Here is a 14961-nt window from a genome sequence, read left to right as displayed (position 1 = left end):
TCTGATTCCAAGCCGTTCCGACTGATCGTTAACGCCTTTGGCCTGGACTTAACGGGACACAGTCCAGCAAAACAGGTCGACTTGACGACCCCACCCGAAACCTCTGTTTTCTGACAGTGCATCAAATGTTATGCGCAGGGGCGTCCTTCGATTACGTACCGTGTCGAACGATGTCCACGGTCCGCCGCCGCTCTGGCTGGCCCTCCCCCGGCCGCCCCACCGCGAGCAGCGCCATGTCGTCCGTCGACCCGCCTCCGGTGTACCGCCGTACGTCACCGGTCAGCGCGTCCAGCAGCGCGTCGGGACCGGGGAAGATCCGCCCGCGCAGCCGCTCGGCCGGGTCGTAGAAGACCCCGGCCGCATCCCGCGCCTCCGAGAGCCCGTCCGTATAGAAGAGCAGCGTCGACCCGGCCGGAAAGGGCGAGGTGTCCGCGCGGTCCGGCCAGCTGCCCAACTCGGCCATCCCCAGCGGCAGCGCGGGCATGGACGGCGCCAGCGCGTCCAGCGCCCCGTCGGCGTGCAGCAGCAGCGGCTCGGGATGCCCGCGGTTGACCAGCCGTACGACACCGAGCCCCCGGGGGACCTCCGCGAGCACCGCGGTGGTGAACCCCTCGAAGGCATCGAGCCCGTCGCGCCGCGTCCCCTCGCGCGCCAGCGCCCGCTCCAGACGCTGGGCCACCCCCGCCAGAGTGGACTCCTGCTCGGCCGCCTCGCGAAAGGCGCCGATCACCACGGCCACCGCCTCGACGGCGTCGAGGCCCTTCCCGCGTACGTCACCGACCACGAGCCGCACCCCGTACGGCGTGTCCTGTACGGCGAAGAGATCGCCCCCGATGAAGGCGTCGGCCTGCGCGGCCTCGTACCGCGCCGCGATGTGCAGCCCGCCGATCCGGTCGGCGGGCACCGGCAGCACGGCGCGCTGGGCGGTCTCGGCGATGACGCGGGCGGAGGCCAGCTCGGCATTGCTGCGGAGGATGACCCGGTTGATGAAGAGGGCGAGCACGACCACGGTGAGGACGGTGAACAGCTCGGTGAGCGAGACGACCGTCAGCGTGTCCCGGTGGTAGATCCGCAGCCCGGTGACCGCCACGACCGAGGCGACGGCGATACGGAGCGTGGCGCCCGCGGAGAAGAACGGCGCGGCCATGAGGGGCGCGGCGGAGAAGAGCGGGGATGCGGTGTAGTTCGCCGGGGTCGCCATGTCGAAGCAGATCCCGGCGGCGATCAGCAGCGCGGGCAGCACCCGCACGAAGCGGGATGCGTGTACGCCGTCAGCCTGCTGCCCCACCGTGACTCTCCTGCCCGGTCCGTACCCGGCCGCGGACGGTACCGCGCCCCACCCAGGCTGCTGGCAGCCGCGCCGTCCTGCTATTCGGCCTCCGCCATCCGGGGGACCCTGGGGGCCGGGGCGAGACGCCCCCCGCGCCCCAGCAACCCCACGGACACCGCACACCCCGCGCCCACCGCCATGAACACCCACCACACGGCCTGTCCGTACGCACCGAGCAGCCAGCCCGTCGCGAGGTTCCCGAGCGTGATGCCGATCCCGCAGACGGTGTTGTAGAGCCCGTAGTGCGTGGCGACCCGGCGGCCCCCCGAGAGCGCGACGATGGTGTCCATCTCGTACGGGTAGAGCACCGCGGTCCCCGCCGAGAGCACCGCCGCGCACAGCAGCAGCCCCGCAGGACCGGTGAAGCCCAGCGCCGGCGGGACAAAGGCACCGCCCATCAGCGCGAGCCCGGCCACCAGGCAGCGCTCGCGGGTCCAGTGCGCCCGGCACCAGGCGGTGATCCTCAACTGGCCGCAGAGCGCGACCAGTCCGGAGACGACGAACAGCGCGCTGGTCTCCCACCGGCCGCCGGCGGCGAGCGGCAGCGCGAGATACACCTGGAACTGCAGGACGTAGGACCCGGTCATCGCGGCGGCGAAGAGCCAGAAGGTCCGGTTGCCGAGGACCGTACGGAAGTGCCCGCGCCCGGTCTCCGCCCCCACGGCGGCCCCCCGCTCCGGCAGCCGCCCCAGCTGCAGCACGGTCAGCCCCGCGAAGAGCACCGCGGCCACCACGCACACCAGGCGGAACGACACCCCCAGCAGGGCCACCCCCACCAGCGGCCCCAGCAGGATCCCCGCCTGATAGAAGGCGTTGAAGAGCGCGAAGGCCTCGACCCGCCGCTCCTCGCCCGCCTCCGCGGCGAGATAGGCCCGGACCGCCGGATTGAACAGCGCCCCCGCGAGGCCCGTCGCCAGCGAGGCCGCGATGAGCATCGGCAGCGACTCGACGAAGGCCAGCGCCCCGAAGCCCACGGTCCGCAGCGCGCACCCGGCCACGATCAGCGGCTTGAACCCGAAGCGGTCGGCGAGCGCACCGCCCACCAGGAACATCCCCTGCTGCGACAGATTCCGTACGCCCATGACCAGCCCGACCGCCCACGCGGCAAGACCGAGCCCGCCCGCCAGATGCTCGGCAAGATAGGGCATGAGCATGTAGAAGCCGAGGTTGATGGTGAGCTGGTTGACCAGCAGCAGCCGCACCGCCGCGTCGAAGGTCAGCGCCTGGCGCCACACCCCGATCACCGCACACGCACCAGGGCGCGCCGGGTCCAGCCGGACACCTCTCCTCCGTACGGGAAATCCTCCGGATCCTCCGGCACCGCGCCCTCCAACAGGCCGTGCCGGGCGCAGAATTCATCGCTGAAGACGGTGTCGAAGTACCGCTGGGGTCCGTCCGGGAAGACCGCCACGATCCGCGTGCCCGGGGGCCGGGTCCGCGCCAGCCACCCGGCCACCAGCGCGACCGCCCCCACGCTCCACCCGCCGGTGGCGAACTGCCGTGCCGCGAGCCGCCGCGCGCACCGTACGGCCTCGGCGGGACCCACCCAGTGCACCTCGTCGAAGGCCGCGTGATCCACATTGCCGGGGTGGATGGACGACCCGAGCCCGCGCATCAGCCGCTCGGCGGCCGGCAGCCCGAAGATGGTCGACCCCACGCTGTCCACGCCGACCAGTTCCAGGCCCGCCATCCCGTGGTCCGCACGCAGCGCCCGCGCGATCCCGGCCGAGTGCCCGCCCGTACCGACCGCGCACACCAGCACGTCGATGGGCCCCAGCTGCCCGGCGAGCTCGGCGGCCAGCCCTCCGTACGCGGCCGGATTATCGGGGTTGTGGTACTGATCCGGGCACCAGGCCCCCTCCGTCGCCGCCACCAGCCCGGCGACACGCTCGCGCCGCGCCTGCTGCCAACCGCCGTGCTCGGCAGGCGAATCGACCACCTCGATCCGTACGCCGTGCGCGGCGAGCATCCGCTGGACGATCGGTTCGAGTCCGGGGTCGGTGACGACGTGCACGGGATGTCCGTACACGACCCCGGCCAGCGCGAGCCCGAGCCCGAGCGTCCCCGAGGTCGACTCGACGACGAGCGCGCCGTCCCTCAACTCACCGCGCAGCCGTGCCTGTTGGACCATGTACAGAGCGGCCCGGTCCTTGATCCCGCCGAAGTTGAACCCTTCGAGCTTGGCCCAGAATCCGCCACCACCCCCCGCGGACTCGTCGATCCACAGGACAGGGGTGTTCCCCACAGCGCTGATCACGTTCTCGTACGTACCTTCCGGGTCCGGGTGCGACAGGGCAGAGACGGCTTTCCGCACAGCAGAAAGCGCCTCAGCTCCGGCCCACCCCGAGCGCGATCAGCAGCCGCCGCGCCCCCGGAGGCCCGGCCCGCTGTTCCCGTACACACCCCGCGGCGCGCCGCACCCCAGGCGACTCCAACACCCCGCAGCAGACCGGGAGTTCACTCCCCCACACCTGCGCACCGCCCGCAGGCCGGGCCGCCAGATGCTCGTCACTCCCGCCCGCCTCGCCCGTGCAGTGATGGCCGGCCGCGACCGCGCTCACGCGCACCGGCCCATGCGTCCCGCCGTCGTGGCAGCAGACGCCGATCAGCAGCGAACAGAGCGCGAGCAGCAGCACGACAGCGGCTGCCCGCCGCGCCGCCACCGCCCGTGTGTCACTCATAGCGCACACGACATTACGCCATGCAGTCGCTCACTCCGCGAGATTGGCTTCCGCGTACACCTTCAGCGCATCCCGTACGAACACGGCCCCGCCCTCGCCGTGCCGGTCGTAGTGGACGGCGAAGCGCGGATCGGCGACGTACATCTCACCGAGCCCCAGCACATATCCCCTGCTCACGGCGGTGGTGGTCGAAAGCCACGCCACATGGCGCCGCGCGATGTCCTGCACCGCGCCGCTGCCGGGCCCGAGCCCCTCGGCCAGGGCGCGCCCGTAGTCGCGCGCGATGTCGTCGTGCTCCCGCTGGAAGCCCTTCTTCTGCTCCTCGCTCAGCGACGTCCACCACCGGTCGCCGCTGTCGTACGCGTCCCTGCCCCACCGCCGTACGACTTCCTCCTCGTACCGCGTGTGGTCGAACCCGTCGAAAACTTCCTCACCCATCAGGCCTTCTCCGTCCTCGATCTTCCGGAGAGTGGTCCGCACCGACGCCAACTGCCTCCCGATCCGCGCCACTTCCTGCTCCAGCAGGGCGAGGTGGGTGCGCAGCGCGGCGGCGGTGTCCCGCTGCCCTTCCAGTACGTCGCGGATCGCGGGCAGCGAGAGCCCGAGCTCCCGCAGCAGCAGGATCCGCTGCAGCCGTACGAGCTCGTCGCTCCCGTAGTAGCGGTAGCCGTTCGCGCCGATGCGCCGCGGCTCCAGCAGCCCCACGTCCCCGTAGTGCCTCAGGGTGCGGCTGGTGGTCCCGGCCAGCCGGGCCACCTCCTGGACGGACCACTCTCTCTCCATGCCCGGAACGCTAGATCTTGACGTTGCGTGAAGGTCAAGCCCACGCCGCGGCATCGACGGCCAGCACGGCGACAGCCATGGAGAGGAACAGCAGATACGCCCCCAGCGCCCGCCCCCGGTCCCCCGCGGCCAGCTGCCGCGAGAGCACCCACCCGAAGACGACGACCTCGGCACCCGCTCCGGCAACACCGAACCCCGGCGCCCAGAGCCCTGCGACGATCGCGACGGCGGCGAGCGTGTGCACCGCACCGAGCAGCGAGACGACCCACAGCCGCCGCCCCTCCAGCAGGCCGAGCCGCGTCAGTTCCTCAAGCCGCTCGAGCCCGACCCGGGCACGTGGCACGGCGACGACGGCCGACGGAACGACCTCCAGCAACAGCAGCACCGCGAGCCCCACCCGCACACCGAACATCAACTGCCCCCTCAACGACGAAGGCCCGGCACATGATGTGCCGGGCCTTCGTCCTACAAGTAGCGGGGACAGGATTTGAACCTGCGACCTCTGGGTTATGAGCCCAGCGAGCTACCGAGCTGCTCCACCCCGCGTCGGTGAACCCCACCTTACGCCACCCGGGGAGGGGTCTCCTACCAAGGGACGGGACGCGCGGCGCGGCAGCCGTATCCGCCGCGACCACCCGTTTGCAGCGATTTCACCACCCCGATGGGCAGTTGGTGAGCATTCCCGCGATTTGCCCATTGGATCTGCATACGCCTAAGTTTCCGCCATCCTGCAACGGTGCGCGGAGCAGGTGACGCGCGATCCCGGAGAGGCCTCCGCCCATATGCCCGTAAAGATCCACCAGTTGACGACGCCCCTGCGCACGGCCTGGCGGCACGGCACGCTCTGGCCGTGGTGTCTGGCAGCCACGGCCGCGGTCTGCGGATACGCCGTCTCCACCGTCTTCCACCCCGGGTACTTCAGCTCCGACAGCAATTACCAGCTGTGGCAGGCGCTGGGCGACCAGCCGGTGAGCGACTGGCATCCGGCCGTCCTCACCCTGGTGTGGCGGGGTCTCCTGCGGACCACCGGGGACCTCTCGGCCATGGCGGACCTGCAGATCGCCGTGTTCTGGGGGTCGCTGTGGCTGCTCGCCCGGCTGGTCTGGAAGAAGACCGCGAGCCGCCCGCTGTCCCTGGCGATGCTGTCCGTGGGCCTCGCGCCCCACATCATGAACTTCACCGGGGTGGTGTGGAAGGACGTGCACCTGGCGTACGCCCTGCTCGCGGCCTGCGCGATCGCGTTCACCGCACGCGAGCTCCCGGAGGGCCGGACGAAGACCCGCTGGGCCCTCTTCGCGCTCGGCGTGCTGTTCATCGTGTACGCGGGGATGGTCCGCAAGAACGGCTTCCCCGCCGTGGTCCCCGTCTTCGCCCTGCTGGTCCTCGCCCTGTGGCCGGCCCCGGGCCGCCGCCGCTGGCTGGCCGCCACCGGTGTCCTCGCCGCCGTCACCGTCGCCGGCAGCCTCGGCGTGAACGCGATCGCCCACCCGCTGCAGACGCGGGTGTACGCGGTGATCCCGGTGGACGACCTCGTCCATGTGCTCACCCCGGCCCAGGTGGGCGACGCGGCCGAACAGGCGGGCGGGAGCGCCGACTTCCGCGACCGCATGGTCACCGCGGCCATCCGCTGCCAGAAGCGGAACATCCCCTCGGACGCGTACCTCCAGTGCTACCCCTACCACCGGCCGTTCGACGTGATGGAGCTGAGCCGCAACGCCGACGTACTGGTCCGGATGTGGAGCCGGCAGATGCCCCGGCACTGGCAGGGCTACGCCGAATACCGCACCCGGGTCTTCACCAAGCTGCTCTTCCAGGACAACCAGGCCTTCCGGAACGGCAGCAGCGTCAACCGCAGCGCCCAGCTGCACCCGATGGCGGCGAAGGAGCCGCCCAACAAGGCGCTGCGGTCCGCCCTGCGCAACTACGTGACCGGCTTCGTACGCGACCTGCCGATGCTCTTCCAGGGCTGGTTCTGGCTGGCCGTCGCCCTGGTGCTCGTGCTGCGCCGCCGCTGGCCAGGACCCTACAGCCGCGAGCTCCGCCTCCTGGGCGCCAGCTCCCTGGTCTACGTACTCGCCTACCTGCCCACGGCGCCCGAGTCCAACTACCGCTACGTGTACTGGCCCGCGCTCTCCGGAACCGTCGCCCTCGTCCTCATCGCGTCCGCCTACGCGGCACGCCGCCGCACCGCGGCCAAGACCACCGTCCCCGCCCCCGGCCGTGCCACGGCCCCCGAGCCCGCCCCGGCCGGCGTCCCCGCCTGACCGGCCCCGCTCACACCTCGCTCCGCTCCCAGGCCGCCAGCAGCCGCAGCGCGGTCTGGGACGGCGATCCCTCCTCCACCGTGTGCGCGACCAGGGCCTGGTCCGGGTCGTCGGGGAGCCGCAGCGTCTCGAAGCCGAGATCGAGTTCGCCGACCACCGGGTGGCGGTAGACGTAGCGGCCGTGGGTCTTGTCCTTGATCCGGTGCTCGTCCCACAGCGCCTTGAACTCCGGGCTGGATGCGGTGAGTTCGCCGATCAGCTCCGCCGTCCGCGGGTCGTCGGGGTGGCGGCCCGCGTCGAGGCGGAGATAGGCGGCCACGTCGCTCGCCTTGGCGGGCCAGTCCGCGTACAGGCTGCGCATGCCCTCGTCCAGGAAGACCAGCCTGGCCAGGTTCCGCTGCCGGGGCGCCAGCGCGCCGAAGTCCGTGATCAGGGCGGCGGCGAGCTGGTTCCAGGCCAGCACGTCGGTGTTGCGGCCGACGACGTACGCGGGGACGTCCGCGGCGGAGTCGAGCAGCCGGCGCAGTCCTGGCCTGACCTGCTGCGCGTCCTCGGGACCATCGGTGCCGGGCCACGGGCGGGCGAGCCGGTAGAGGTGGTCGCGCTCCACCGGGTCCAGGCGCAGGGCGCGGGCGACCGCGTCCAGTACGGCTTCGGAGAAGTGCAGGGTGCGCCCCTGTTCCAGGCGTACGTAATGATCCACGCTGACCCCCGCCAGGAGCGCCAGCTCCTCGCGGCGCAGCCCGGGTACGCGGCGCTGCCCCCCGTACGCCGGAAGCCCCAGCTCCTCGGGCCGGAGCCGGGCCCGGCGGGATCGGAGGAACTCACCCAGTTCTGCGCGTCGGTCCAGTGCCATGCGGCGAGTATCCCCGCCGCGCACCGTCCGGCGGCGGCCGGTGCCTGGTCATGCCGTGCCCAGGCACGGGCTGCCACTGGGTGGGCCGCCGCCCGGCGACCAGAGTGTGGTGCACCGGAACGAGCCCGCTCCGGTCAACAGCCCGCATCCAGGGAGCACTTCACCCATGAGCACCACCGACACAACGAGCACCGTCAGCACAACGAGCGCCACCACCCCGCTGCCCACCCTCCCCCTCGGCACCACCGGCATGGACATCACCCGCGTCGGCTTCGGCTCCTGGGCCGTCGCCGGTTCCGGCTGGAGCTTCGGCTGGGGAGCCACCGACGACGCGGAGTCGATCGCGGCGATCCGGCACGCGGTCGAGTCGGGCGTCAACTGGATCGACACGGCCGCCGTGTACGGCCTCGGCCACTCCGAAGAGCTGGTCGGCAAAGCCGTCGCCCAACTGCCCGAGTCCGACCGCCCGTACCTCTTCACCAAGGCGGGCCTGGTGACGGACCCCGCGCATCCGCAGGCCGCACCCCGCCGCATCATGAAGCCGGCCAGCGTACGCCGCGAACTCGACGACTCGCTGCGCCGCCTCGGCGTGGAGCGCATCGACCTCTACCAGGTGCACTACCCCGACACCGGCGAATCCCTGGAGTACGCGGGCGGCGGCTTCGGCACTGTCTCCCCCGACGCCACCCCGCTGGATGAGTACTGGCAGGTCATGGCCGACCTGAAGGCCGAGGGGAAGGTGCGCGCGATCGGCCTGTCCAACCACTCCGCCGAGCAGCTGGCGGCCGCCGAGAAGATCGCCCATGTCGACGCCGTCCAGCCACCGTTCTCCGCGATCAACCGCTCCGCCGCATCCGAGATCGCCTGGGCGCACGCCAACAACAGCGGAGTGATCGGCTACTCACCGCTCCAGTCCGGCCTGCTCACGGGCGCCTTCTCGGCCGGCCGTGCCGCCAACCTGCCGGCCGACGACTGGCGCGGCGCGCACGCCGACTTCACCACCGGCCTCACCGCCAACCTCGCCCTGGCCGACGCCCTGCGCCCCGTCGCCGCCCGGCACGGCGCCACCGTCGCGGAGACCGCCATCGCCTGGGCCCTCGCCTGGCCGGGCATCACCGGCGCCATCGTCGGCGCCCGTACGGCTGCCCAGGTCGACGGCTGGATCGGCGCGGCATCGCTGCGGCTGACCCCGGCCGACCTGGCCGAGATCAGCACCGCGATCACCGCAACGGGCGCGGGCACCGGCCCGGCCCGCCCGTGACCGCCCGCACGTGACCGCCCACAGAGCGAAGGAGACCCCCATGTCCCACGACACCACGCCCCTCACCGTCGTCGCCGAGTTCCTCGCCGCACCCGGCCAGGAGGGCCGGCTCCGCACGGCCCTGGAAGGAATGATCGAGCCCTCCCTGGAGGAACCCGGCTGCCTCGCCTACCGCCCGTACACCGATCCCAACAACCCGGCCCGGATGGCGATCGTGGAGGAGTGGACAGGCCCGCAGGCCCTCGACGCCCACTTCGCGACGGCGCACTTCCACCATGTGAGGCAGGTCCTCGACCTGGTGCTCGACGAGCCGATGACCATCAGAAAGCTGGTGGCCGCTGCCCCGGCTTCCTGACGTGCAGGACGTGGCCGTCCAGGGGCAGCGGCGTCCGGTCCACCAGCGTGAGACCGGCGTCGGCGAACAGCCGGGCGGAGTGGGCGGCCGTTCCTCATCGCCGTCTCCACCGTCGAGACCGGCGACGTACTCGCGGACGCGGTCGGCGACAAGGAACTGGGCGGCTCGATGCTGCTCCTCGGCACGTCCGGTGTGCTCTCGGGGGTCGTCGTCAACATCCCTTACGTCGCCACCATGGCCCCCATCACCAGCGACCTCGTCCACTCCATGAGCGGCAACGCCGATCACGTCATGTGGTGGGCACCTGCCCTGGGCGCCGATCTGGGCGGCAACGCGACGGCCATCGGAGCCAGCGCCAACGTCGTCGTACTCGGCATCGCAAAGCGCAACCGACAGCCCATCTCCTTCTGGCAGTTCACCACATACGGCCTCGTCGTCACGGCCGTCACCCTCGCCATCTCGGCGGTCTCCATCTGGCTCCGCTACTTCGCCCTGGCCTGATCACGGGGCAGGCGCAGGGCCGGCGGCAGGATGACGGGGATCGCCCGCCCGCACGATGGCGGTCTCCACGGCGGCAATGCGGTCCGCGAGCAGGCCGAGCGCGGACACCGCCCGGGTCACGGGGTCGCCCGCAGGACCGCCGAGCGCCTCGCTGCGTACGTAGGAGGCTCGGATCTCCGCCCAGCGGGCGGCCTGTTCGGCCGTCAGCGTGGAGCGCAGCTCGGCCAGTTTGAGGAGGTTGGACTCGGCGCCGGTGGTCAGGGTCTGGGCTTCGCCGGTGTAGTGGTCGTCGATGACGGCGGCGAGTTCGGCGTCGTTCATGACGGGGTCGATCCGTGCGGCGATCTTGTTCATGTTCCGGTACGAACCCTGGAGCAGGAACGGCGGCTCGGTGCGTGTGCCGGACGCCTGGGCGGCAGAGGCCATGTAGGCGGCATTGACCGCGAGGACGGTCGTGCGGGCGCTGAGCAGATGACGCAACACCGCCTGGATCCGGCCGAGTTCGGCGGCACCGTACGGATGCACGAGACGGTCGGCGCGCGCCGTGGGGTCGCCCTCCGCGAGCCGTACGAGCAGGTCGAGGTCGGACCGGTCGCCTCCGGCGAGCGGGGCGAGGACCGGGTTGGAAGTGAGCGCGTTCTCGACGAAGCTCAGCGCGAACACATGGTCCTTGCCCGTCGTCACGTCGCCGAGGTTCCAGACGTCGGCGCGGTTGGCCAGCATGTCGGGAATCCGGAAGCGCTGCCCCGACTCGGTGTAGGGGTTGCCCGCCATGCAGACGGCGAAGCGCTTGCCGCGCAAGTCGTACGTGCGGGCCCGGCCGTCCCAGACGCCTTCCATACGGCGCGTGGAGTCGCACAGCGAGATGAACTTCTGCAGCAGCTCCGGTGAGGTGTGCTGGATGTCGTCCAGATAGAGGAGGGTGTTGCTGCCCATCTCCAGAGCGAAGTTGATCTTCTCGATCTCCTGTCGGGCCGTGGCGTCGGGAGCCTCGGCCGGGTCCAGCGAGGTGACCGCATGTCCGAGCGCCGGGCCGTTGACCTTGACCAGGACCAGGCCCAGCCGGTCGGCGACGTACTCCATGAGGGTCGTCTTGCCGTATCCGGGCGGCGAGATGAGCAGCAGCAGGCCGTTGTTGTCGGTCCGCCCGCTCTCGCCGGTCGTGCCGATCTGCCGGGCGAGATTGTCACCGATGAGGGGCAGGTACACCTCGTCGAGGAGGCGGTTACGGACGAACGAGGACATGACCTTGGGCAGGTGGTCGTCCAGGCGCAGCCGGCCGCGCTCGGCGGCGACCAGGGCCGTGCGCTGCCGCTGGTAGTCGCGGAATCCGGCGGCGGACCGGTCGGTGAAGCGCCCGACCCTGGTGAGGAGTTCATCGATACGGAAGGTGAGGGTGCGCCCCCGTGCGATACGGGGGTGGGTGCCGAGGAGTCCCTCGACCGTCGCGGAAAGGGGCGCGTCGGAGTCGTACCGGACGAGGTCAGGGCAGAGCTCGACGGCCACTGCCTCCGCAAGGTCCCCCGCGTCGAGGGACTCGCCCGCCGCCGTGGCGTACGAGGACAGCCAGGCCTCGGCGAGCTGGCGCCGGTCGGCCGGGGAGTCCAGCGCGGCAAGGTCGTCGTCGTACGCCGAAGTCCCCTCCGCTCGGCGGAACTTGTCCAGGAAGTCGCGGGTGACGGCGCGGGTGACGAACCCGTCGGGCCCGCACGCCAGCTCCTCGAAGAGGTACTCGGCGGCCTGCACGGAGCCTTCCATGGCGCGGGCCAGCTCGGCCTGCAGGTCGGCGATGGCCGGGGCGAGGCCGAAGGCGGCGCGGGCGCGGGCCAGTGAGGCGGCGCGGCGGGTCCATGTGGCGCGGTCCGCCGCGGTGGTCCGGTGGGCCCAGAAGAGCTGGGCCTCGGCGCGTGCCGCGGGCGGGTGGCGCAGCAGGCCCGCGCCTTCGTGCAGGCGCAGCAGGGCGGTCAGGACGGCGGTGGCATCGTGGTCGTGGACGCCGCGTTCATAGCCCTCGTCGTACGCGGCCTCGGCGGACCGGCGTATGAGCACGGGCAGGTCGGCGCCTGCCAGGGCGGCCGGCCCCTGCTCGGTGAGCAGCCGCACGGCGAGGTACTCGGCGCGGTAGACGTCGGCGTTCTCGGAGGGCAGCGACTGGTCCCAGTAGGGGCGGGTGGCGGCGAAGCCGGGGTCGGTGACGGCGCAGCGGTAGTCGGTGCCGGTGAGCGCGAAGGCCAGTCCTTCGCCGTACGGAACCAGGCTCAGCTCCAGCGGCTGGGCGTTGACCGCGAACCCGTGCCGGCCGAGCCGCACGGTCCGGCCCCCGTCGGTGTACAGCTCCCTGCGGTCCCGCAGGATCCGCCCGGCCTCCTGGCGGGCGGCCTTGATCCGGCCCTCCAGCTCCTCGGCCCTTACCTGCTCGCCGAGTTCGCGCAGTTCGCCGGCGGTGCGGCGGACCTTGGCGACCATCGGGTCGGAGGCGAAGTAGGTGTTGACCGCGTCGGTGTCGGCGAGGGTCGCGAGCCGGCGGACGACTGTCTCCAGGACCCGCAGGGCGGAGTCGGCCAGCCGCTCGGCACGGCGGGCGCGAGCGTCCTGCAGGGTCTGCTTGCGGGCCGAGAACGCGTCGTACACCTCGGTGCGCCTGGCGCCCAGCTCGGCGAGCCAGGTGTCCGAGTCCGCGAACCTGGACTCCAGGTCCTCCAGGCGCAGCAGAAGCCCGGCGAGCTGTGCGTCGCAGACCGCCGGGGTGTCGGCGGCGGCGAGTGCCCCGGTGACCGACTGCCCCAACAGGCCCATTTCGGCGCTGAATTCGGCCTGGCTCTCCTGGGTGAGGAGGTCGCGGCGGCGGGCGTCGAGGGTGGCACGGGCCCGGTTGACGGACCCCAGGACGTCCGCGATCCGCTCCAGGATGGACGTCCGTACGGTGGCGTCGCCGACGTCGAGACCCGCCACCACCTCGATGACGGTACGCAGCCCCTCGGTCTGCTCGTCGAGGCGCGCGGCGACCGGGGCGGCCTCGGCGACCGTGGCGGTCCCTTCCGCCTGCGCGGCCAGCCCCTCGATCTCCTGGTGGTACGCGGCGAACGCGTCCTCGCGCGCGAGGAAGGCGACGGCCCGCTGGGCGAAGGCGGCGATGTCGGCCGTGACCTCCGCGGCCAGCTCGTCGATGCGTACGGTGTCCGCGTACCGCATCTCCTTGAGCGTGATCAAGTGCCCCTGCGCCTGCCGCAGTTCGCTGAGCCGCTCCACCCAGCCGGGGGCGCTGCGGGGCGCCTCCCCGCGGATGCGGCGTACGAGCGAGGCGATCCGCGCGGCGGCCTCGCCCAGCGCCCCGTGGGCCTGCCGGGTCAGGGTCTGTACGGTCTCGAACTCGGCCAGCACCTGCTCCGCGGTGGCGCGGACCTCGCCCAACGGGCCCAGCAGGTCGCCCACTTGGGGATCGCTCAGCCAGTGGTAGCGGTCCGCGGCCCGGACGCAGGCCGCGAGGAGCGTCTCGTACACCCCGGCCGTCGGCTCAGGGGTCTCGGTGACCGTACGCGCGAGGGACAGGCAGTCGGAGATGCCGCGTACCAGGTCGGCGTTGCCGATGCGGAACAGGACGCCGGTGCCTGCGGGCCGGGCGGCGGCGTAGACGTCGGACACATAGGGGGAGAGCCAGCGCTGGATCGGGTGGACGCGGGCCGGCTCGTCGGAATCGGCGCGCAGCACAAGGAGCGTGCCGTCGTCGAAGAGCGCGTACCCGTGGCAGGAGAGCGGGGTGGCGACCTCCTTGCGGATGACGTTGTACGGGAGCAGGAGGCTGCGGCCCTCGGCGCGGGCGTGGAACGCGTACAGCACGTCCTCACCGTTGGGCGAGCGCAGCACGCGCTCGAACTCCAGGTCCTCGGTGGAGAGGTCGAAGGTCTTCGCGGCACCGGAGGTGAGGTGGTAGCCACCGGGGAAGACGACGCCCTGGTCCTCGGGCAGGCGGAGGCACGCCTGCCCGAGGCCGTCGAGGCGTACGACGGACTTGGTGGCGCGGTTGAAGACGAGGTGGCGTCGCGTCTCTTCCTTGTACGGGCGTACGCGCAGCAGGATCAGCAACCCCACCCGTGCGTACTCGATCTCCGCGTCGGCGAGCGACTGCAGCGGCTCGTCGACCGGCTCGGAGTAGATCCCCTCGCCCGTCTCGGTGTTGTCCTCGATCTTGACGGTGAGGGTGCCGCCGACCGTCTCGACGAACAACTCGCCGCCGATGGAGACATGCGGGTGGCGGCCCAGGATGTGGTCCTCGCGGGTGGCGGCGGTCCACTCGACGTCGTGGGAGGGCGGGAAGACGTGGTCGCGCTCGCCCCGGGCGTCCAGGAAGGTCGCGTTGCCGTCCGTGTCCAGGGCCCAGCGCAGCACGCGGATGTCTTCGCTGGTCTCGCCGGTCCGGAAGACGGCGAGCAGCTTTCCGTCGACATGGCGGAGCTGGAGGAGGCGGGCCTGGCGATAGTAGCGGTGCAGTTCGGCGAATTCGCGGACGAAGGCAGGGTCGTCGAGCAGGCCGGGCACGGCGTCCTGGGGAAGACGCTCCAGGTCGCGGTCGTGCAGGGCGAAGACATCGCCCACCGACGTCTCGGGCTTGAGACCGAGGAAGACGTTGTGGCCGAACAGCAGCTTGTCGCCGACCGCCACGATGTCCCGGGGCACACAGCTGTGCTCGGTGCGGACGCGCTCGGTGCCGGCGAGGGACAGCTCGGTGGAGCCGAACTCCTCGGTGCGGCGGGTGTTGAGCGCCTCGGCTCGGCGGCCGAGCTCGGCGGCCTGGGCCGTCAGGCGGTCCCGCAGCACCTCGTAGGTGCCCGCGTCCATGGCGGACGAGGTGGACGTGCTGGTCATGGCGGGGCTCCCTGCGGATGCGTACGGGATGCGTGGCCCGCCGTATTACGAGCGGTGGGCCACGCAT

General features: G+C 71.8%; 12 protein-coding genes and 1 tRNA gene. 4 read left to right on the top strand and 9 right to left on the bottom strand.

Annotated features, from left to right (window positions below):
• Positions 1-151: 151 nt before the first annotated feature.
• The 7 genes from AB0H78_RS04255 to AB0H78_RS04225 all read right to left on the bottom strand — a co-directional run bounded on the left by AB0H78_RS04255 (position 152) and on the right by AB0H78_RS04225 (position 5340).
• On the bottom strand, positions 152-1288 hold the full coding sequence (locus AB0H78_RS04255; protein WP_363232664.1) for a PP2C family protein-serine/threonine phosphatase: 1137 nt from the start codon (positions 1286-1288) through the stop codon (positions 152-154).
• 80 nt (positions 1289-1368) lie between these two features.
• A complete protein-coding gene (locus tag AB0H78_RS04250; protein ID WP_363232663.1) occupies positions 1369-2574 on the bottom strand; it encodes an MFS transporter in 1206 nt (401 codons plus the stop codon).
• Positions 2571-3587 (bottom strand): PLP-dependent cysteine synthase family protein, encoded by a 1017-nt coding sequence (locus AB0H78_RS04245; RefSeq protein ID WP_363232662.1) that lies wholly within the window; start codon positions 3585-3587, stop codon positions 2571-2573. Before AB0H78_RS04245 ends, AB0H78_RS04250 begins: the two co-directional genes overlap by 4 nt.
• A gap of 70 nt (positions 3588-3657) precedes the next feature.
• Positions 3658-4011 carry a hypothetical protein gene (locus AB0H78_RS04240; protein ID WP_363232661.1) on the bottom strand — a complete coding sequence of 118 codons (354 nt, stop codon included), beginning with the start codon at positions 4009-4011 and terminating at the stop codon, positions 3658-3660.
• 30 nt (positions 4012-4041) lie between these two features.
• Complete coding sequence (locus tag AB0H78_RS04235; protein ID WP_363232660.1) at positions 4042-4794, bottom strand: MerR family transcriptional regulator; 753 nt, start codon at positions 4792-4794, stop codon at positions 4042-4044.
• A gap of 34 nt (positions 4795-4828) precedes the next feature.
• Positions 4829-5206: a hypothetical protein gene (locus AB0H78_RS04230; protein ID WP_363232659.1), complete on the bottom strand. Its 378-nt coding sequence runs from the start codon at positions 5204-5206 to the stop codon at positions 4829-4831.
• A gap of 60 nt (positions 5207-5266) precedes the next feature.
• A tRNA-Met gene (locus AB0H78_RS04225) sits at positions 5267-5340 on the bottom strand.
• Positions 5341-5543: 203 nt separating this feature from the next.
• On the opposite strand from AB0H78_RS04225, the gene AB0H78_RS04220 reads away from it, so the two are divergent.
• Positions 5544-7058, top strand: a complete 1515-nt coding sequence (locus AB0H78_RS04220) for a hypothetical protein (RefSeq protein WP_363232658.1) — start codon at positions 5544-5546, stop codon at positions 7056-7058.
• A gap of 10 nt (positions 7059-7068) precedes the next feature.
• Here AB0H78_RS04220 and AB0H78_RS04215 read toward each other — a convergent pair whose 3' ends face one another.
• A complete protein-coding gene (locus AB0H78_RS04215; RefSeq protein WP_363232657.1) occupies positions 7069-7914 on the bottom strand; it encodes a helix-turn-helix transcriptional regulator in 846 nt (281 codons plus the stop codon).
• 166 nt (positions 7915-8080) lie between these two features.
• Between AB0H78_RS04215 and AB0H78_RS04210 the strand changes: the two genes are divergently transcribed.
• From AB0H78_RS04210 to AB0H78_RS04200, 3 genes are all read left to right on the top strand, one after another.
• Positions 8081-9175, top strand: coding sequence for an aldo/keto reductase (locus tag AB0H78_RS04210; protein WP_363232656.1), 1095 nt, complete (start codon positions 8081-8083; stop codon positions 9173-9175).
• Positions 9176-9215: 40 nt separating this feature from the next.
• The gene (locus AB0H78_RS04205; protein WP_363232655.1) at positions 9216-9530 is read left to right on the top strand and encodes a putative quinol monooxygenase; all 315 of its coding nucleotides are present in this window, start codon (positions 9216-9218) and stop codon (positions 9528-9530) included.
• 96 nt (positions 9531-9626) lie between these two features.
• The gene (locus tag AB0H78_RS04200; protein WP_363232713.1) at positions 9627-10031 is read left to right on the top strand and encodes an SLC13 family permease; all 405 of its coding nucleotides are present in this window, start codon (positions 9627-9629) and stop codon (positions 10029-10031) included.
• Here AB0H78_RS04200 and AB0H78_RS04195 read toward each other — a convergent pair whose 3' ends face one another.
• Entirely contained in the window at positions 10032-14894 is a 4863-nt protein-coding gene (locus AB0H78_RS04195) for a DNA repair ATPase (protein ID WP_363232654.1), read from the bottom strand.
• Positions 14895-14961: the final 67 nt, after the last annotated feature.

This window comes from Streptomyces sp. NPDC050738, from assembly GCF_040654175.1.
Lineage (GTDB): Bacteria > Actinomycetota > Actinomycetes > Streptomycetales > Streptomycetaceae > Streptomyces.
This window is presented reverse-complemented; position numbering and strand designations above follow the sequence as displayed.

Excerpts from the sequence above, each read along its gene's own strand:
- AB0H78_RS04195 (WP_363232654.1), bottom strand. The coding sequence starts at position 14,894 with ATGACCAGCACGTCCACCTCGTCCGCCATGGACGCGGGCACCTACGAG.
- AB0H78_RS04210 (WP_363232656.1), top strand. The coding sequence starts at position 8,081 with ATGAGCACCACCGACACAACGAGCACCGTCAGCACAACGAGCGCCACC.
- AB0H78_RS04230 (WP_363232659.1), bottom strand. The coding sequence starts at position 5,206 with ATGTTCGGTGTGCGGGTGGGGCTCGCGGTGCTGCTGTTGCTGGAGGTC.
- AB0H78_RS04215 (WP_363232657.1), bottom strand. The coding sequence starts at position 7,914 with ATGGCACTGGACCGACGCGCAGAACTGGGTGAGTTCCTCCGATCCCGC.
- AB0H78_RS04205 (WP_363232655.1), top strand. The coding sequence starts at position 9,216 with ATGTCCCACGACACCACGCCCCTCACCGTCGTCGCCGAGTTCCTCGCC.
- AB0H78_RS04235 (WP_363232660.1), bottom strand. The coding sequence starts at position 4,794 with ATGGAGAGAGAGTGGTCCGTCCAGGAGGTGGCCCGGCTGGCCGGGACC.
- AB0H78_RS04240 (WP_363232661.1), bottom strand. The coding sequence starts at position 4,011 with ATGAGTGACACACGGGCGGTGGCGGCGCGGCGGGCAGCCGCTGTCGTG.